We start from the raw sequence: 20,096 nt of genomic DNA, 5'->3' as shown, positions 1-20,096 counted from the left end.
CATGCAGCACATCATCCGGCGCGAAGCCATCACCACGGCCCGCAGGGGCACACGGGTTCCCCTGGCCCGCCTCTGCCGGGAGATCGCGGACGGCACGGCGGCCCCGGCCGTCGACGGCACCGACCGCGACGCGGGCGCCCTGGTCGACGACGACCTGCTGAGCCGCCTGCTGCTCAGCCAGCTGCAGAGCGTGGGCCTGTTCTCGGACGCCGCACCCCGTCTGCCGCTCGGCGACGAGCTGCGGCGCTGGCTGGACGAGTCCGTCCGCCAACTGCTGGACCGCGGCTACCTGCACGGCGACGACCCGTACCCCCGCCCGGTGCACGCGGTGAGCAGCCGCGACATCTGGGCGGAGTGGGAGGAGCGCAGCGCGCAGTGGTCGCGCAACGCCGACCTGCGCGCGCAGGTCCTGCTCCTGGACGCCATGCTGCGCGCCCTGCCGCGGATCCTGACCGGGGAGGTGCTCGCCACCGACGTCATGTTCCCCAACTCCTCGATGGAGCTGGTCGAGGGGATCTACAAGAACAACCCCGTCACCGACACCTTCAACGGCGTCATGGCCGACGCGGTGGCCGGCATCGTGCGCGAGGTCCTGCGCAGCGACCCGTCGGCGCGGATCCGCCTCCTGGAGATCGGCGCGGGCACCGGCGGCGGGAGCGTGAAGGTCTTCGAGAAGCTCGAACCCTTCGCCGCCCACGTCGAGACGTACTGCTACACCGACCTGTCCAAGTCCTTCCTGATGTACGCGGAGAAGGAGTACGGCCCCAGGTACCCGTACCTCGACTACCGGATCTTCAACGTCGAGGAGCCGCTCGCCGGCCAGGACGTGGAGCCGGGCTCGTACGACATCGTGCTCGCCACCAACGTGCTGCACGCCACCAAGGACATCCGCCGGACGCTGCGCAACGCCAAGGGGGCGCTGAAGGAGAACGGCGTCCTGCTCGCCAACGAGCTCTCCGCGCACTCGCTCTTCACGCACCTGACGTTCGGTCTGCTCGAAGGCTGGTGGCTGTACGAGGACACCGAGCTGCGCATCCCCGGCTGCCCGGGCCTGACCCCCGAGTCCTGGGAGGAGGTGCTCGACGAGGAGGGCTTCGGCGCGGTCTCGTTCCCCGCGCAGCGGCTGCACGAGCTGGGCCACCAGGTGATCGCGGCCGACAGCGACGGGCTGATCCGGCAGGAGCTCGCGGGCGCCCCCGCCGCCGAGGGCGCCGCCCCCGCGCAGGCCGTCGGCGCGCAGGAGACGCCGGCCCGGCCCGAGGCCCAGGGGCACCGCCCCGCGCGGGCCGGGGCGCGGACGCCGTCGGTCACCGACGAGATGCTGGAACAGCACGTCAAGGACGTCATCTTCGAGCAGCTGAAGCTCTCCCTGAAGGTCGACCGGACGCAGATCGCCGCCGACGACGCCTTCATGGACTACGGCATCGACTCGATCATCGGCGTGCAGCTGATCCAGGAGATCAACCGGAAGATCGGCATCGACCTGGCCACCACCGACCTGTTCGACCACGGTTCGGTGAACCGGCTGGCCCGGTACATCGCCGGTGCCCACCGGGCGGAGGCCACCGCCTCGCTGCCCGCCGAGCTGCGGGCCCCGGCCGCCGGGCCCGCGCCGCTCCCGGCGGCGCAGACGGCGGCCCCGCACCAGGCCGCCGCGCCGCAGGCCCAGCAGGCCCCGGCGCGGGCACCGCACGAGCCGGCCGGCGTGCTGCGCAAGGAGCCGATCGCCATCGTCGGCATGAGCGGCCGGTTCGGCGGCTCGCCCGGCGTCGAGCAGCTCTGGGACCACCTGGCGCAGGGGCACGACCTGATCGAGAAGATCTCGCGCTGGGACATGTCGGGCTACCACACCGAGGGCGCGCAGCGCTGCGACCACGGCAGCTTCATCGACGACATCGACCGCTTCGACCCGACGTTCTTCAACATCTCGGGCATCGAGGCGACCTACATGGACCCCCAGCAGCGGGTGTTCCTGGAGGAGTCCTGGAAGGCGCTGGAGGACGCCGGGTACGCCGGCTCCGGCACCCAGGGCCGCAAGGTCGGCGTGTACGTCGGCTGCCAGGAGAGCGGCTACGCGCAGCTGTTCGGCGGCGAGGCGCCGCCGCAGTCCATGTGGGGCAACGCGCTGTCGGCGATGCCGGCGCGCATCTCCTACCACCTCGACCTCCAGGGCCCGGCGATCTCCGTTGACACGGCCTGCTCCAGCTCGCTGGTGGCGATCCACCTCGCCTGCCAGGGCCTGTGGGGCGGTGAGACCGAGATGGCCATCGCCGGCGGCGTCGCCATCCAGACCACGCCCAAGTTCTGGGTGATCGCCGGTCAGGCCGGCATGCTCTCGCCGAGCGGCCGCTGCCACACCTTCGACGACCGGGCCGACGGCTTCGTCCCCGGCGAGGGCGCGGGCGTCGTCGTCCTCAAGCGGCTCGCCGACGCGCTCGCCGACGGGGACCACATCCACGGCGTGATCAGCGGCTCCGGCGTCAACCAGGACGGCGCGTCGAACGGGATCACCGCGCCGAGCGCCAAGTCCCAGGAACGGCTGGAGACTTCCGTCTACGACGCGTTCGGGATCAACCCCGAGCACATCCAGCTGATGGAGGCCCACGGCACCGGCACCAAGCTCGGCGACCCGATCGAGTACCACGCGCTCAAGCGGGCCTTCCGCCGCTACACCCAGCAGCGGGACTACTGCGCGCTGGGCTCGATCAAGTCCAACCTCGGACACACCATCACCGCCGCCGGCGTCGCCGGCGTCATCAAGGTGCTGCTCTCGCTCCGGCACCGGCGCATCCCGCCCTCGATCAACTTCGAGCGGGGCAACGCGCACATCGACTTCACCGACAGCCCGTTCTACGTGAACACCGAGGACCGCCCCTGGGAGGCCGGGGGAGACGGCACCCGCCGCGCCGCCGTCAGCTCCTTCGGCGTCAGCGGGACCAACGCCCACCTGGTGATCGAGGAGGCCCCGTACCGGGCCCACCGCACCGGCGGGCCGTCCGCCCACCTCGTCACCCTCTCCGCCGGCACCGCCGAGCAGCTGGCGGAGCAGGCCGAACGGCTCCTCGCACACTGCGAGCAGCAGCCCGGCCTCGACCCGGGCGACATCGGCTTCACCCTGCTCGTCGGCCGCAAGCACCTGCCGCACCGGCTGGCCTGCGTCGTGCGCGACCAGGCCGAGCTGGTGGAGAGCCTGCGCCAGTGGACCGCCCAGGGGCAGAGCCCGCGCGTCTGCGTCGGCGAGGTCCCCGCGCAGGGCCACCAGGAGCGCGCCGCGCTGCGCAACTTCGGCAACGAGTGCATCCGGCAGGCCGCGGCGGGCACCGACCCCGGCTCGCTCGCCGAGCTGCTCGCCACCGTCGCGGACCTCTACGTCCAGGGCTACGGTCTGGACTACGCCGCGCTCTTCTCCGACTGGCAGTACACCCGCGTCCCGCTGCCGACCTACCCGTTCGCCCGTGAGCGGTACTGGGTGCCGCAGGCGCCGGAGCAGCGCCCGGCGCTCCCGGCCGGCCGGCACGGCGGTACCCGGGCCGGCACGCACCCGCTGCTGCACTCCGAAGCCTCGGACTTCCGCTCCCGGCGCTACCGGTCGGAGTTCACCGGCGAGGAGTTCTTCCTCCGGGACCACGTGGTGAAGGGCCGGAAGGTCCTCCCCGGCGTGGCCTGCCTGGAGATGGCCCGGGCCGCCGCCGCCCTCACCCTCGGCGGGCCGGCCCAGGACGGCCCCGGCCTGGCCCTGCGCAACGTCGTCTGGGCGCGCCCGGTGACCGCCGGCGCGGAGCCCGTCACCCTCACCACCTCACTGGTGCCCAGGGGCCACGACGAGGCCGAGTACGAGATCTCCGGCACCTCCGGCGACACCCCCGGCGCCGCCCCGGTGGTGCACAGCCAGGGGCAGGTGGTCCTCAAGGACGTCGCCCCGGCCGTGCTCGACCTCCCGGGCATCCGGGCGGCCTGCGGCCGGACCGAGGTCGCCGCCGACCGGCTCTACCCGGCGTACGAGGCCATCGGCTTCAGCTACGGCGACGCGCACCGCGGCATCGAGCGGCTGCACATCGGCCGTGACCAGGTCCTGGTGCAGCTCACGCTGCCCGCCTCGGTGCGCGCCACCCGGGACGACTACGTGCTGCACCCCGCCCTCCTCGACGCGACACTCCAGGCCTCGCTCGGCATGGGGCTGGCGGCCGGCGACGCGGACACCCTCGACGTGTCCGGCATGAAGCCCTCGCTGCCGTTCGCCCTGGACGAGCTGGAGGTCCTCGGCTCCTGCACCGACGCCATGTGGGCCTGGATCCGCTACAGCGCGGGCGTCGAGCGGGGCGGCAAGGTCTTCAAGCTCGACATCGACCTCTGCGACGAGCAGGGCGGGGTGCGCGCCCGGATCAGGGGCATGTCCTACCGCGTCCTGGACGGCGAGGTCGGCGCGGCCGCCGAGACGCCCGCGGCAGGGACCGCCGAGGTGTCGTCGGTCGCCTTCCTGCCCGCCTGGCGGGAGCCCGCGCCGGGCGCTGCGGTCATCGAGCCGCGGCAGCACGTCGTGCTGCTGCCCGACCTGCCCGCCCTCGCCGACGCGCTGGCCGGGCAGGATCCGGCGGTGCGGGTGCTGCCGCTGACCTCCACCGCGACGGGGATCGCCGAGCGGTTCACCGAGTACACCGAGCAGGCCCTCGCCCACGTCCGGGACCTCCTGGACGACCGGGCGCAGGAGCGGGTGCTGGTGCAGCTGGTCGTCCCCGACCGGGAGGGCCTGGCGACCGTTCAGGGCCTGCTCGGCCTCCTGAAGTCGGCCCAGGCCGAGGACCCGCGGCTGCTGGCCCAAGCCGTCCTCGTCGACCCGGCGGAGCCCGCCGGGCAGCTGGTCGCCCGGGTCGCCGCCGGGCGGCGCCACCCCGGCGAGTCCTGCCTGCGCTTCCGCGGCGGCCGCACCGAGGCGCTGACCTGGGCCGAGGGCGACAACCGCCCCGAGACCCGGGTGCCCTGGCGGACCGGCGGGGTCTACCTCGTCACCGGCGGGCTCGGCGGCGTCGCCACCCTGTTCGCCCGGGACATGGCCGCGGTGCGCGACATCACCCTCGTGCTGGCCGGCCGGTCGCCGCTGCGCCCCGCGCAGGAGGCCGTCCTGGACGGGTGGCGCGCGCAGGGGGCGGACGTCCGCTACGAGCGGGTGGACGTCGCCCGGGCGGACGAGGTGCGGGAGCTGGTCGACGGGATCCTGCGGGACCACGGCGCCCTGCACGGCATCATCCACAGCGCCGGCGTCCTGCGGGACGGCCTCCTGCGGCGCAAGACCGCCGGGGAGTGCCGCGAGGTCCTCGCGCCGAAGGTCGCGGGCCTGGTCAACCTGGACGAGGCCAGCAAGGACGTCCCGCTGGACTTCCTGGCCGTCTGTGCCGGTGCGGCCGGGGTGTTCGGCAACGCCGGGCAGGCCGACTACGCCGCCGCCAACGCCTTCCAGGACGCCTACACGCACCACCGCCAGGAGCTGGTGGCCCGCGGGCAGCGCTCCGGTGCCTCCGTCTCCGTCGACTGGCCCCTCTGGGCCGAGGGCGGGATGCGGGTGGACGGCGCCACCGAGACGGTGATGCGCGAGCGGCTGGGCATGGTGCCCATGCCGACCGCCACGGGGCTCGCGGCGCTGTACGCCGCGCTCGACGCGCCGCGGACCCAGGTCCTGGTGATCGCCGGGGACGCCGCGAAGATCCGGGAGACCGTGCTGCACCGGGCCCCGCAGCCCGAGCCGGCCGCCGTACAGCCGGCCGCCGGCCGGTCGGCCGTCCGGCCGGTCGGGGACCGGCCCGCCGCGGGCGCCGCGGGTGCCGGCCGGAAGGCCGTGCGCGCCGAGCTGGTCACGTACCTCAGGAACACGCTCGCCGAGGTGATCCGGGTACCGGCGCACCGGATCGACCCGGGCGCTCCCTTCGAGCGGTTCGGCATCGACTCGGTGCTGGCGCTCGCCGTCACCAACCGGCTGGAGACCGACTTCGGTTCGCTGTCGAAGACGCTCTTCTTCGAGCACCAGAGCATCGACGCACTCAGCGGCTACTTCCTCGACGCCCACGCGGGTGCGCTGGAGACGGTGCTGGGCCTCCCCGCCTCGTCACCGGAGCCCGCCGGCGCGCCCGTGCTGCCCGCGGCGCCCGCCGCGCCCGTGCTGCCCGCCGCGCCCGTGGCGGCCCCGGTACCCGTGGCGGCCGTCGCACCTCAGCGGCGGTCCGAGCCGGCCGGGCCGCAGGAGGACGCCGTCGCGGTCGTCGGCCTCGCCGGCCGCTACCCCGGCGCCAACGACCTCGACGAGCTGTGGGAGAACCTGCTCGCGGGCCGTGACTGCGTCACCGAGGTCCCCGAGGACCGCTGGGACCACAGCCTCTACTACGACCCGGAGCCGAACCGGCCCGGCCGGACCCCCACCAGGTGGGGCGGGTTCATCGACGGCGTCGCGGACTTCGACTCGCTGTTCTTCAACGTCTCGCCCCGCGAGGCGGCGATCACGGACCCGCAGACGCGCCTGTTCCTGGAGTGCGTCTGGAACCTCCTGGAGGGCTCCGGCTACACCCGGGACCGCCTGCGCACCGCGCACGGCAGCCGGGTCGGGGTCTACGTCGGCGCGATGTACCAGCAGTACCAGCTGCTCTCCTCCGACATCGTCCACGAGTCCATCACCTCGGTGATGTCCTACAGCGCCATCGCCAACCGGGTGTCGCACTTCTTCGACCTCCAGGGGCCGAGCCTCGCCGTCGACACGACGTGCTCCTCCTCGCTGGTCGCCATCCACATGGCCTGCGAGGAACTGCGCCGGGGCAACTGCGAGATGATGATCGCCGGTGGCGTCAACCTCACCCTGCACCCGAAGAAGCTCCTCGGGCTGAGCCTGACCGGCCTCACCGGCAGCGACCCGGGCAGCCGGGCCTTCCTCGACGGGGACGGCTTCCTGCCCGCCGAGGGTGTCGGCGCCGTCCTGCTGAAGCCGCTCTCCCGGGCCGTCGCGGACGGGGACGAGATCCTCGCCGTCATCCGGTCCAGCGCCACCAACCACAAGGGCCGCACCAACGGCCCGATGGTGCCCAGCCCCGACCGGCAGGCGGAGCTGATCGAGGAGAACCTGGAGCGGGCCGGCGTCCACCCGCGCACGGTCGGCTACGTCGAGGCGTCGGCGAACGGCTCCCAGCTGGGCGACGCCATCGAGTTCGCGGCGCTGCGCAAGGTGTTCGGCAAGCACACGCGGGACGAGGGGTTCTGCGCCCTGGGCACGGTCAAGTCCACCTTCGGCAACGCCGAGGCGGCCTCCGGCATCGCCCAGCTCAGCAAGGTCGCCCTCCAGCTCAAGCACCGCCGGCTCGTCCCGTTCGTCGGCCAGGGCGGGCTCGACGGCCAGGACGGGCAGAACAGCCAGGACGGGCAGGACAGCCAGGACGGCCAGCGCAGGCTCAACCCCGGGGTGGTGCTGGACGGGACGGCGTTCTACCTCCCGCGGGAGGCGCAGCCCTGGCACCGGCCGGTGGTGGACATCGACGGCCGGGAACGCGAGTACCCGAGGCGCGCGACCATCAGCGCCGTCGGCGCCGGCGGCTCCAACGCCCACCTGGTCGTCGAGGAGTACATCCCCGTCCGGCACGCCGCCGAGGAGTACGCGGACGACGGCGCACCGCAGGTCGTGGTCCTCTCCGCGCGCAACGAGGACCGCCTCAGGGCCGTGGCCGGGCGCCTGCTGGACTTCGTGACCGCACAGCCGGAGCTCTCCCTCGCGGACCTCGCCCACACGCTGCAGAGCGGGCGCGAGGCCATGGACGCCCGTCTGGCCCTGGTGGCGGGCAGCACCGGCGAGCTCCTCGCAGGCCTCGGCCACTACCTGGACGGCACCGCCGGGCAGGCCCCGGTGCCGCTCTTCACGGGCGACGCCCGGCGCGACGACTCGGACCTCGGCGCCCTGCTGAGCGGGCGGGTCGGGGACGCGGTTGTCCGCGAGCTGCTCGCGGAGAACCGGCCCGAGAACGTGGCCCTGTTCTGGGCCCGGGGCGGGAGCGTGCCCTGGGACGCCGTCCCGCGCGAGGGCCGGGCGCCGCGGATGCTGCGGACGCTGCCGACCTATCCGTTCGACCGGAAGCGGCACTGGCTGCCCGAGGTGACCGAGGGTCAGCCGCAGGCTCCCGTGGCGCCGCCGGCCCTGCCCGTGAGCAGCGAGGCCGCCCCGGCGCACACCGGCGCCGCGGAGCGGATCGCGGCCCTCGTCGCCGACCTGCTGGGCGTGCCGGTGGACGCGCTCGACCTCGACGCCCCGCTCGAGGACCTCGGGTTCAGCTCGATCCTGGCCATGCAGCTGGTGAAGGGCTTCCAGACGGAGGTCGACCCCGCGGCCGATCTCCAGGCCCTCGCCGACTGCCGGTCCACCCGGGACCTCGTGCGCCGCTTCGGCTCCGCCGCACCGTCCGGTGCCACGGCCGCCACGACCGCCGTCCCCGCGGCGTCGGCGCGCTTCCCGGAGGTGATCCGCCTCAACGCCGGCGCCGAGGGCCGGCCGGTCTTCTGGTTCCACGGCGGGCTCGGCGGTCTTGAGGTCTACGGCGCGATCGCCGACAGCTTCGGGCGGCCCTTCTACGGGATCCAGGCACGCGGCTGGATGTCCGACGCCGCTCCGCTCAACGGCATCACGGCGATGGCGGCCCACTACGCGCACATCATCCGCACCGTCCAGCCCGAGGGGCCCTACGATCTGGGCGGCTACTCGCTCGGCGGTCTGCTGGCGTACGAGGTCACCCGTCAACTGCAGGAGCAGGGCGAGACGGTGGAGAGCGTCGTGATGGTCGACGCGATGTACGGTGACCGGGTCAAGGAGATGACCATGTCGCGCAGGGACATGGTGCTCCAGCAGGTCAACGCCCTGCTGTTCGCGGCCGTCAGGCCGGCGCCGGAGCGCTTCGCGGAGGCGTTCATCGCCGCCGCCGAGGTGGACTGGAGCCGGGGCGACGACGAGCTGCTGGACCGGCTGATCGCCGTCGCGCAGGAGCGCGGCCTGGGCGGCTCCGCGCAGGCGCTGCGCGCACGCGTGGAGCAGAACGTGCGCGTCCAGGAGGCCTACGGGGTCCTGGAGTACGACGTGCGGCCGCTCGCCCGGCCGGAGTCCGTCACCTGCTTCTACTTCCGCAACAAGAGCGGCCTCTTCTACGGGGAGCTCGAAGCCGTCTTCTCCACCCAGGAGGACGGCACGGCGCTGGACCAGGTGAACTACTGGGAGGAGTGGCAGAAGCAGCTGCCGAACTTCCACCAGACCGACGTGGACTCCTCGAACCACTTCGTGATCCTCAGCGACCCGAAGTCGCTGGCGCCCATCCGCTCCTTCTGCGAGCTGTTCTACTCCGGCAGCCGGGAGGAGAAGCGGATCGCGGCCGCGAAGACCTGGGTCGGCCGGCGCAGGCGGGGGTCGCGCAGCAAGAAGTGACCGGGGCGCGGTGCCCGTAGGAACGGTAGGAACAGTGGGCGGGGCGGCCGCCTCCCGGAAGCGGGGGGCGGCCGGCTCCCGGCCGTCGAGCAGGGGGCTGCATGGACAGGGTGGCACGGAGGCTCGGGAGCGAGCCCTTCCGCAGGGACTTCGGAGTCGACTACGCGTATCTGTCGGGATCGATGTACCGGGGAATCGCCTCGAAGGAGCTGGTGGTCGCCATGGGGCGCAGCGGCTTCATGGGCTTCCTCGGTGCGGCGGGCCTGAGCCACGACCGGGTGCGGGGCGACATCGCCCACATCCGCCGGGAGCTGGCGCCGGACCGGCCGTTCGGCGTCAACCTGCTCTGCAACCTTCAGGACCCGGCGCGGGAGACGGCCAACGTCGAGCTGCTGATCGGCGAGGGCGTCCGCTTCGTCGAGGCCTCGGCCTTCGTCAAGGTGACGCCGGCCCTGGTCCGGTACCACCTGAGCGGGCTGCGCCGGGCGCCCGACGGCACCGTCGTGCGCGGCAACCGGATCCTGGCGAAGGTCTCCCGGCCGGAGGTGGCCCGGGAGTTCATGCGGCCCGCGCCCGCGGAGATCGTCGCGGGGCTGCTGGCCGAGGGCCGGGTCACGCCCGAGCAGGCGGAGCTGGCCCGGGGCATCCCGGTGGCCCAGGACCTCTGCATCGAGGCGGATTCGGGTGGCCACACCGACCGCGGCGTGCCCACCGTGCTGCTGCCGTCGATGCAGGGCCTCCGCCGCGACCTGACGCGGGAGTTCGGCTATGCCGAGGCGATCCGCCTCGGGTCCGCGGGCGGGATCGGCACCCCGCAGGCGGTGGCCGCGGCCTTCACCATGGGCGCGGACTTCGTGATGACCGGTTCGATCAACCAGTGCACGGTGGAGGCCGGGATCACCGACGCGGTGAAGGACCGGTTGCAGGGAATCGACGTCCAGGACACCGACTACTGTCCGGCCGGTGACATGTTCGAGATCGGCGCGCTGGTCCAGGTGCTGAAGAAGGGCGTGCTCTTTCCGGCCCGGGCCAACAAGCTCTTCGCGCTCTACCGGACGTACGACTCCTGGGACGCGATCCCGGAGGGCACCCGGCGGCAGATCCAGGACACGTACTTCAAACGGAGCGTGGACGAGGTCTGGCGGGAGACCAGGGAGCATCTGGAGCGGACGGGCCGGGTGGCGGAGATCGGGCGGGCCGAGCGCACCCCGAAGCGGAAGATGGCGCTGATCTTCCGCTGGTACTACGGCTACACCAGCCGGCTGTCCTTCTCGGACCCGGAGCGCGACCCGGCGAACGTCCAGGTGCACACCGGCCCGGCGCTCGGCTCCTTCAACCAGTGGGCGAAGGGGACGCCGCAGGAGAGCTGGCGCAACCGGCACGTGGACCGGATGGCGGCCGGGCTCATGCGGGAGGCCGCCGAGATTCTGACGCAGCGTCTGAACGCCCTGGCCTGAGGGCCGGGGTGGTGGACCGTCGGCCCCCGCGCGACGGTCGATGGGGATCGTCACACTGGTCACCCCGTGCGGCCAGGCACTATGATCTGATTATCCGTCACGGTCGGTGACCAAGGGGGGGCACAAAGGCTGATGTCGCGTCATCCGGCGACCGGTGGTACACGGTCGAGCGGGGCGGGACGAGGTGCCGGCCGGCGAGAAGCACGGGGAGCCGCGGGCATTTTCCGGGACGGGCCGGTAAGGGGGCAGCGCGCTCGGCGCCCCGGCGCACCACATTCATCGCAGCACGAGCAGTCGAGCGGTCGAGCGGTCGAGCGGTCGAGCAAGCATCGCCAACACACCGAAAGACGAGAAAGGGTTCTCCATGCGGACGTACGTCTTCCCCGGGCAGGGATCGCAGCGGAAGGGAATGGGCGGCGCGCTGTTCGACGAGTTCGAGGACCTCACCCGGGCCGCCGACTCGATCCTGGGCTACTCGGTCAAGGCCCTCTGCCTGGAGGACCCCGAAGGCCTGCTCAAGCAGACCGAGTACACCCAGCCCGCGCTCTACGTGGTCAACGCCCTCTCCTACTACCGCAAGCTCCGGGAGACCGGCCTGGTCCCGGACTTCGTGGCCGGTCACAGCCTCGGCGAGTTCAACGCGCTGCTGGCCGCCGAGTGCTTCGACTTCGAGACCGGCCTGCGGCTGGTGAAGAAGCGCGGCGAGCTGATGGCCCAGGCCACGGGAGGCGGCATGGCGGCAGTCCTGAACGCCTCCGAGAAGGAGATCAGAACCGTCCTGGAGCAGAACGGCCTCACCTCCGTCGACCTGGCGAACTACAACACGCCGTCGCAGATCGTGATTTCCGGCCTGGTCGAGGACATCAGGGCCGCGCAGCCGCACTTCCAGACGGGCAATCACCTCTTTGTCACGCTGAACACCAGCGGTGCCTTCCACTCCCGCTACATGGAGCCGGCCCGGGCCGAGTTCGCGGAATTCCTCGCCGGCATCCCCTTCTCCGAGCTCCGGATTCCGGTCATCTCGAACGTGACCGGTAGGCCGTACGAGAACGACCTCGTCAAGGAGAACCTGGCGAAGCAGATCGTCAGCTCGGTGCGGTGGACCGACACCGTGGAACACCTCCTCGGTTACGAGGGAATGGAGTTCGAGGAGATCGGGCACGGCGACGTCCTCACCAAGCTGGTGAAGAAGATCCGCCGCGAGATCCCGAACCCGGCCCGGCACGCGGCGCCCGCCGCCAAGCCGCTGCCGGCGGCGGCGAGGCCGCGCCCGACGGCGGCGGACCTGGTCCGGCAGTGGAACGAGGCGCACCCGGTCGGGACCCTCGTGAAGTCCACCGCCGGCGACTACGGAGACCTCCGGACCGCGACCGAGGCGACCGTCCTCTTCGGTCACCGGCCGGCCGTCTACATGAACGGCTACCGGGGCTACTTCGATCTCACCGAAATCGAGCCTGTCCACTAGGTCCTGCGCAGCGAACCGGCCCGAGCAGTCCAGCAAGCCCCAGGGAGAGAAAAGATGACGACCGTCGGAATCGAAGCGATGAACGTCTTCGCCGGCACCTGCCAGGTCAACGTGGAGAAGCTGGCGATCCACCGCGGACTCGACACCGCGAGGTTCGACAACCTCCTCATGAAGGAGAAGACCGTCGCGCTGCCGTACGAGGACCCGGTGACGTTCGGTGTCAACGCGGCGAAGCCCATCATCGACGCGATGTCCCCCGAGGAGCGGGACCGCATCGAACTCGTCATCACCGCGACCGAGTCGGCCTTCGACTTCGGCAAGTCCATGAGCACGTACTTCCACAGCCTGCTCGGACTCAACCGCAACTGTCGTCTCTTCGAGATCAAGAACGCCTGCTACTCGGGCGTGGCGGCCCTGCAGATGGCGGCCAACTTCATCCTCGCGCAGACCTCCCCGGGCGCGAAGGCCCTGGTCATCGCCACCGACATCACGCGCTTCATGGTGGCCGAGGGCGGCGACGCGCTGTCCGAGGACTGGTCCTTCGCCGAGCCGAGCGGCGGCGCCGGCGCCGTGGCGATGCTCATCAGCGACATCCCGAACGTCTTCCAGATCGACGTCGGCGCCAGCGGCTACTACGGCCACGAGGTGATGGACACCTGCCGTCCGCTCGCCGACAGCGAGGCGGGCAACGCGGAGCTTTCGCTCCTCTCCTACCTTGACTGCTGCGAGAACGCCTTCCTGGAGTACCAGCGGCGCGTCGGCGACGTCGACTTCGTGAACAGCTTCGGCTACCTGGCCTTCCACACCCCGTTCGGCGGGATGATCAAGGGCGCGCACCGCAACCTGATGCGCAAGTTCGTCAAGGCGCGCCCGGCGGCGATCGAGGAGGACTTCCGGCGCCGGATGCACCCGGGCCTGACGTACTGCCAGCGCGTCGGCAACGTCATGGGCGCGACCACGATGCTTTCGCTCGCCAGCACCATCGACAACGCGGACCTCTCCAGCCCCCAGCGCGTCGGCGTCTTCTCCTACGGCTCCGGCTGCTGCTCGGAGTTCTTCAGCGGCGTGGTCCGCCAGGAGAGCCAGGACCACGTGCGGCGCTTCGACATCGAGAAGCACCTGGACAAGCGCTACGAGCTGAGCATGCCCGAGTACGACATGCTGCTCCGGACCAACCACGCCGTGAAGTTCGGCACCCGCAACGTCGTGCTCGACACCGGCATCGTGCCCGAGGCCCGGAAGACGCTCGGCAAGGAACTCCTCTTCCTCAAGCGGATCAACGAGTTCCACCGGGAGTACGAGTGGCTCTCCTGAACACCGCGGAGTTCGAGACCGTCAAGGTCAGGTTCCAGGACGAGATCTGCTTCCTCCAGCTCCACCGGCCCGACGCCGACAACGCGATCAACCGCCGGCTGGTCGAGGAGTGCACCGCCGTGGTGCGCCACTGCGAGGAGCACGCCAAGATCCTCGTCCTGGAAGGCCTGCCCGAGGTGTTCTGCTGGGGTGCCGACTTCCGGGAGCTGGGCTCCCAGGAGAGCGGCGGCCACGAGAAGTCGCACGCCGAGGCCCTCTACGACCTCTGGCTCGCGCTGGCCCTCGGCTCGTTCGTCTCCATCGCGCACGTCCGCGGCAAGGTCAACGCCGGAGGCCTGGGCTTCGTGGCCGCCTGCGACATCGTCGTGTGCGAGGAACGGTCGGTGTTCAGCCTCTCGGAGCTGCTCTTCGGCCTCATGCCGGCGTGCGTCCTGCCGTTCCTGATCAGGAAGGTCGGCCCGGCCAGGGCCAACTACATCACGCTGACCACCCAGCCGTTCACCGCCCGGCAGGCGGTGGAATGGCAGCTGGTGGACGCCGGCGAGGAGAACAGCGGCAACCTGCTGCGCAAGCACATCCTGCGCTTGCGGTACCTGCCCAAGACCGGCATCACCCGCTACAAGAAGTACCTGCGCAACCTCGACGACATCCTGCTCCCCTCCCGGGAGAAGGCCGTCGAGGCCAACCGGGAGGTGTTCTCCGACCAGGAGAACCTGCAGAAGATCGCGCGCTACGTGAACACAGGGAAGTTTCCCTGGGAAGGGGAGTAGGGCATGCCGGGCGCAGCCGTCGACTACACCCAGCTCGGACCCTCCGTGGTCCGGATCACCATGCAGGACAAGGAGCACAAGAACACCTTCTCCGACGAGCTCATCATCGGCCTGAGCGACGCCTTCGGGAGGGTCAAGGCCGACGAGCGGTGCAAGGCGGTCATCCTCACCGGCTACGGCACCTACTTCGCCAGCGGCGGCCGGAAGGAGAGCCTGCTGCAGATCCAGGACCGGCAGATCAGCTTCACCGACTCCGACATCTACGGCCTGGCGCTGGACTGCCCCGTTCCCGTCATCTCCGCGATGCAGGGCCACGGCATCGGCGGCGGCTTCGCGATGGGGCTCTTCTCCGACTTCGTGATCCTCAGTCAGGAGAGCATCTACACCACCAACTTCATGCGGTACGGCTTCACGCCGGGCATGGGGGCGACGCTGATCCTCCCCAAGAAGCTCGGCTTCAGCCTCGGCGAGGAGATGCTCCTCTCCGCGAAGACCTACTACGGCCGCGACCTCAAGGAGCGGGGGATTCCCTTCCCCGTCCTCCCGCGTGCCGAAGTGCTTCCCTACGCCGTCGAGTTGGCCGAGACCCTGGCCGAGAAGCCGAGGCTCTCGCTGATCACGCTCAAGGACCACCTGGTGGCCGAGCTGCGCGCGGAGCTTCCGCGCTACATCGAGCGCGAGGTGGCCATGCACGACAAGACCTTCCACCAGCCCGAGGTCCGCGACCTCATCACCTCCCAGTACTAGGAGAGCCGACAACCATGTCGAACCAGGACGTCTTCAACCTGATCGTCGAGCACACCCGCGAGGTCATCCCGGAGCTGGAGGAGCACACCTTCGACCCGGCGGACTCGCTGAAGGACCTCGGCGCCAACTCCATCGACCGGGCCGAGATCATCATGATGACGCTGGAGTCGCTGGAGGTCAGCATCCCGCTGTCCGAGCTGGCGAACGCGAAGAACATCGGTGACCTGGCGGGGCTCATCCATGGCAAGTCGAACTCCTGACACCCGCGATATCGTCGTCACCGGCCTCGGCGTCACCAGTGCGGTGGGGCAGGGCAAGGACGACTTTGTCGCCGCACTCCTCGGCGGCCGCCACGCCTTCGGCACGATGCGGCGTCCCGGCCGGCAGGTGCCGCCTGCCCCGGCCGGCCGGGACGGTGCCGAACAGGCCTTCCTGGGCGCCGAGATCGCCACGCTGACCACGCCCGCGGCCATCCCGGCGCGGGTGCTGCGAACGGCCTCGCTCTCCTCGCAGGTGGCCCTGGCCACCCTCGACGAGGCGTGGCACGAGGCCGGACTGGACGACGCCGACCCGCGCCGCATCGGCCTGGTGATCGGCGGGTCCAACGTCCAGCAGCGGGAGCTGACGCAGCTGCACGCCCGCCACGCGGACCGCCCCGAGTTCCTGCGTCCCACGTACGGCATGGCCTTCATGGACACCGACCTGTGCGGGTTCTGCACCGAGGCCTTCCCGATCCGGGGCTTCGCCCAGACGCTGGGCGGGGCCTCGGCCAGCGGGCTGCTCGCCGTGCTCCAGGCGGTGCGGGCGGTGCAGTCGGGGCAGGTGGACGTCTGCATCGCCATGGGCGCGCTGATGGACCTCTCGTACTGGGAGTGCCTGGCGTTCCGGGCCATGGGCGCGATGGGGTCGAGCCGCTGGGCCGACGACCCGGCCGCCGCCTGCCGCCCGTTCGACCGGGGCCGGGACGGCTTCGTCTTCGGCGAGGCCTGCGGCGCGGTCGTGGTCGAGCGGGAGGGTGCCCGCCGGCACCCCGCGCCGTACGCGCGGTTCCTCGGCGGCGCCACCGCGATGGACGGCAACCGCAACCCCAACCCCTCGTTCGACGGCGAAGTCGGCGTCGTCCGGGCGGCGTTGGCGGAGGCCGGCCTCCCGGCGTCCGCGGTCGACTACGTCAACCCGCACGGCACCGGATCGCCCACCGGGGACGACACCGAGCTGCGGGCGCTGCGCGAGTGCGGCCTAACCGGGGCACGGATCAACGCCACCAAGTCGATCACCGGGCACGGGCTGAGCGCGGCCGGCGCCGTGGAGGTCGTCGCCACGCTCCTGCAGATGCGCGAGCAGAAGCTGCACCCCACCCGCAACCTGGCCGACCCGGTGGACCCGTCGTTCCACTGGGTGCGCGAGCAGGCGGAACCCTGGTCGTTCGAGACGGCCGTCAGCCTCAGCATGGGCTTCGGCGGGATCAGTTCGGCGATCTGCCTGCGGAAATGCTGACCGCGGCGGCGCCCCGGAACGCCGCAGTCCCGCCCACGACCGACACCCCTTGGAAGCACAGGCGATGACCAAACCCACTGTGTTCATGTACTCGGGCCAGGGCTCCCAGTACTTCCACATGACCCGCGAACTGTACGAGCAGCACCCGCGCTACCGGCTCTGGCTGGACCACTGCGACGAGATCGCCTCGCCGATCCTCGGCAAGTCGCTGCTGGACACCGTCTTCGACCCCGGCCGCCGGAAGAGCGACCCCTTCGACTCGCTCGCGGACTCCAACGCCGCGCTGCTCTGCGTCGAGTACAGCCTGACGCGGGTCGTGCAGGAGCTCGGGTACCGGGCGGACTTCCTGCTCGGCTACAGCCTGGGGGAGATCACCGCGGCCGTGGTCGCGGAGGTCTTCCCGCTGGAGCTCGGCATCTCCTTCGCGGTGGACTTCGCGCACCTGCTCGCGGAGCGGACGCCGCGCGCCGGCATGCTGGCGATCGTCGGCCCGCCGGAACTCCTGGACACCCACGCCGCCCTGTTCGCCGGCTGCTGGGTGACGGGCCGCAACTTCGACGGCAACTTCGTGGTCAGCGGGCACGCCGCGCAGATCGACGGACTCCAGGCCGCCCTCAAGCGCGAGGGCGTGCTCTGCGAGCGGCTGCCCGTGAACTGGGGCGTGCACACGGAGCTCATCGACCCCGTCGAGGCGGAGGTCCGCGGCCTCCTCGGCGGCCTGGACTTCGCGCCGCCGCAGATCCCGATCGTGTCCTCCACGGCCGCCGGGCCGGTCGACGCCGTGACGGCCGACGGGATCTGGGCCGCCATGAGAAATCCGGTGGAATTCGCGCGGACCATCGGGAAAATGACCGCCGAGACCGATGCGACCTTCATCGACCTCGGACCCAGCGCCACGCTCGCGACCTTTGTGAAGTACCTCCTTCCGCCGGGCAGCGGCTCTGCGCAGACCAGCACCATCAACCGTTTCGGAAACAACCTGAAATCGATGAGCGATTTTCAGGAGCAGACGGCCTCGACAAGAGGCTGACGGCCTCGGACCGAGGCCGATCATCGGAGTCCTGGAGGAAAACCCGGTCATGGCAGCGCAGAGCAGCGCAATCAGAATCTACAAGGACGCCACCGCGATCATCACGGGCGGCGCGTCGGGAATCGGCCGCGCACTGGCGGAGGACCTCGCCGCCCGCGGCTGCGAGGTGGTCCTGGCCGACCTCCAGTTGGAGCAGGCCGAGGAGACGGCCGCCCGGATCAGGGCCGCCGGCGGGAAGGCCACCGCGGCCCGGCTGGACGTGACCGACCACGCAGAGTTCGCCCGGCTGGTCAAGGACACGGTCGCGCGGACCGGGCGCCTGGACTACCTGTTCAACAACGCCGGCATCAGCCACGGCATGGGCGCGGGTGCCCGGCACTACCGGATCGAGGACTGGCGCCGCGTCATCGACGTCAACCTCGGCGGCACCGTCAACGGCGTCCAGGCCGCGTACAACGTGATGATCGACCAGGGCTTCGGCCACATCGTGAACACCGCCTCCATGGCGGGCCTGGTCCCGAGCCCCGGCACCACGTCCTACGTGACCACCAAGCACGCCGTCGTCGGCCTCTCGCACAACCTGCGCGCGGAGGCCGCGCAGCTCGGCGTGCGGGTCAGCGTGCTCTGCCCGGGCGTCATCCGGACCCCGTTCATCGAGGGCGGCGCGTACGGCCGCGAGGTCGAGGGCGTGACCGGCGAGCAGACCAAGGAGATGTGGGAGGAGAAGAAGCCCATCTCCCCCGAGGAGTTCGCCAAGAAGGCGCTCGACGCGGTCGCCAAGAACCAGGGCGTCATCATCGTCCCCGGATTCTGGAAGCTGTTCTGGTGGCTCTTCCGCATTTCCCCGTCGTTCTGCCTCAACATCGCGACGAAGAACTTCAAGGACCTCGGACGGAGCACCGCCTCCGGCGGCCCGCGCCGTGCGGAGAGCGCCGCATCGGCCGCACCGGAAAAGTAACGCCGGGTTCTCTTCGGCACGTACCACCTTTCCACTGTCCGACGCGACCGATTCTTCCGCGAGGAAATCATGAAACAACAGAGTAGTAGCCCGTCGGTGGCCATTCCTGCGCAGGCTGCGGCTCCCCCGAAAGCGCCCTCCGAGCGGTACCACGGCCTGGACGCGCTCCGCGGCTTCGCGCTGCTGCTCGGTGTGCTGCTGCACGCGACGCTCGCCTTCATCCCCGGGTTCACCTACACCGGCTGGCCGATCGTCGACAACTCCCCGAGTTCGCCGCTCGCCTTCGCCTACTTCGTCATCCACCTCTTCCGGATGCCGGTCTTCTTCCTGCTGGCCGGCTTCTTCGGCCGGATGCAGTACCGGCGGCTGAAGGCGCGCGGGTTCTTCAAGGAACGCAGCAAGCGCATCCTGCTGCCGCTGCTCTTCGGCACCCTGCTGGTGCTACCGATGAACGTGATCCTGATCGCCGTGGTGCTCGGGATCAAGGACCCGGTGACCAGCCTCGTCCCGGCCCGGGCGATCGTGCCCATCCCGCTGGCGCACCTCTGGTTCCTCTGGGTGCTGTACTGGCTCTACGTGGCGGTGCTCGTCGGGCACAAGCTGCTCGGCCTGTTCCGCAAGGGCGGGGCGTCCTCCCCGGAGGCCGGCGCCGTGGAGCGGGCAGTCGGCTGGGTCTGCGCCCGCGGCCTCGAACCGGTCGTGCTGGCGCTGCCCGTCGCGGTCTGCCTCTACTACTTCGACCAGTGGCACCTGTGGGAGGGCCTGCCCACGCCCAACACCGACCTGGTGCCGCAGCTGCCGACCATCGTCGGCTACGCGGTCGCGTTCTCGTTCGGCTGGTACCTGCAGAAGAACCCCGGGACCCTCCAGGGCTGGCGCCGCCGCTGGGTCGCGTACGTCGCCGCCGCGGCCGTCGTGACCGTCGCCACGGCCGCCCTCGGCGGCTTCGACCCGCAGTCCTCGCTGGTCACCGTCGACGGCCACCTCGAACTGGAGCCGCTCACCGGTACGACCAAGCTGCTCTGCGCGCTGGGCTACGGGCTGGCGGGCTGGCTCTGGACGCTCGGTCTCGTCGGTGCCGCACTGCACTTCTTCGCGGACTTCAGCCCGGTCCGGCGCTACATCGCGGACGCCTCGTACTGGATCTACATCATCCACATGCCGCTGGTGATGGCCCTCCAGGTCGTGGTGCGGAACTGGCCGGTGCACTGGGCGCTCAAGTACCCGCTCATCCTGGCCGTCGCGCTGCCGATCCTCTTCCTGAGCTACCACTACCTGGTCCGCTCGACCTGGATCGGGAAGATGCTCAACGGCCGGCGCTACCCGCGGACCCTGCCCGCCGACCCGGCCCGGGCCCAGGGCTGATCCTCCTGGCCGGTCTCCGGCCGATCCTCCTGGCCGATCCTCCGGTCGACTTTCCGGGCC

11 protein-coding genes are annotated in these 20,096 nt (G+C 71.1%); all 11 read left to right on the top strand.

Features of this window, described 5'->3' with window-relative positions:
- The first annotated feature begins 1 nt into the window (after position 1).
- Positions 2 to 9,433 carry an SDR family NAD(P)-dependent oxidoreductase gene (locus tag OG286_RS06375; protein WP_405364855.1) on the top strand — a complete coding sequence of 3,144 codons (9,432 nt, stop codon included), beginning with the start codon at positions 2 to 4 and terminating at the stop codon, positions 9,431 to 9,433.
- A gap of 101 nt (positions 9,434 to 9,534) precedes the next feature.
- A complete protein-coding gene (locus tag OG286_RS06370; RefSeq protein WP_405362773.1) occupies positions 9,535 to 10,890 on the top strand; it encodes a PfaD family polyunsaturated fatty acid/polyketide biosynthesis protein in 1,356 nt (451 codons plus the stop codon).
- A gap of 364 nt (positions 10,891 to 11,254) precedes the next feature.
- The gene (fabD, locus tag OG286_RS06365; RefSeq protein WP_405362775.1) at positions 11,255 to 12,355 is read left to right on the top strand and encodes an ACP S-malonyltransferase; all 1,101 of its coding nucleotides are present in this window, start codon (positions 11,255 to 11,257) and stop codon (positions 12,353 to 12,355) included.
- A gap of 54 nt (positions 12,356 to 12,409) precedes the next feature.
- A complete protein-coding gene (locus OG286_RS06360; protein WP_396323112.1) occupies positions 12,410 to 13,669 on the top strand; it encodes a hydroxymethylglutaryl-CoA synthase family protein in 1,260 nt (419 codons plus the stop codon).
- On the top strand, positions 13,657 to 14,439 hold the full coding sequence (locus tag OG286_RS06355) for an enoyl-CoA hydratase/isomerase (RefSeq protein WP_396323111.1): 783 nt from the start codon (positions 13,657 to 13,659) through the stop codon (positions 14,437 to 14,439). The genes OG286_RS06360 and OG286_RS06355 overlap by 13 nt, the downstream gene beginning before the upstream one ends.
- A gap of 3 nt (positions 14,440 to 14,442) precedes the next feature.
- Positions 14,443 to 15,186, top strand: a complete 744-nt coding sequence (locus OG286_RS06350) for a polyketide synthase (protein ID WP_396323110.1) — start codon at positions 14,443 to 14,445, stop codon at positions 15,184 to 15,186.
- A gap of 14 nt (positions 15,187 to 15,200) precedes the next feature.
- A complete protein-coding gene (locus tag OG286_RS06345) occupies positions 15,201 to 15,446 on the top strand; it encodes an acyl carrier protein (protein WP_396323109.1) in 246 nt (81 codons plus the stop codon).
- Entirely contained in the window at positions 15,427 to 16,683 is a 1,257-nt protein-coding gene (locus tag OG286_RS06340; protein WP_396323108.1) for a beta-ketoacyl synthase N-terminal-like domain-containing protein, read from the top strand. Before OG286_RS06345 ends, OG286_RS06340 begins: the two co-directional genes overlap by 20 nt.
- A gap of 64 nt (positions 16,684 to 16,747) precedes the next feature.
- The gene (locus tag OG286_RS06335; RefSeq protein WP_396323107.1) at positions 16,748 to 17,713 is read left to right on the top strand and encodes an acyltransferase domain-containing protein; all 966 of its coding nucleotides are present in this window, start codon (positions 16,748 to 16,750) and stop codon (positions 17,711 to 17,713) included.
- A gap of 49 nt (positions 17,714 to 17,762) precedes the next feature.
- Positions 17,763 to 18,671 (top strand): SDR family NAD(P)-dependent oxidoreductase, encoded by a 909-nt coding sequence (locus OG286_RS06330; RefSeq protein ID WP_396323106.1) that lies wholly within the window; start codon positions 17,763 to 17,765, stop codon positions 18,669 to 18,671.
- A gap of 96 nt (positions 18,672 to 18,767) precedes the next feature.
- A complete protein-coding gene (locus OG286_RS06325) occupies positions 18,768 to 20,036 on the top strand; it encodes an acyltransferase family protein (RefSeq protein WP_396323105.1) in 1,269 nt (422 codons plus the stop codon).
- Positions 20,037 to 20,096: the final 60 nt, after the last annotated feature.

This window comes from Kitasatospora sp. NBC_00039 (assembly GCF_045160625.1).
In the GTDB taxonomy this organism is placed as follows: domain Bacteria; phylum Actinomycetota; class Actinomycetes; order Streptomycetales; family Streptomycetaceae; genus Kitasatospora.
Note: the sequence above shows the minus strand (reverse complement) of the source record. Positions and strands in the feature narration are given on the sequence as shown.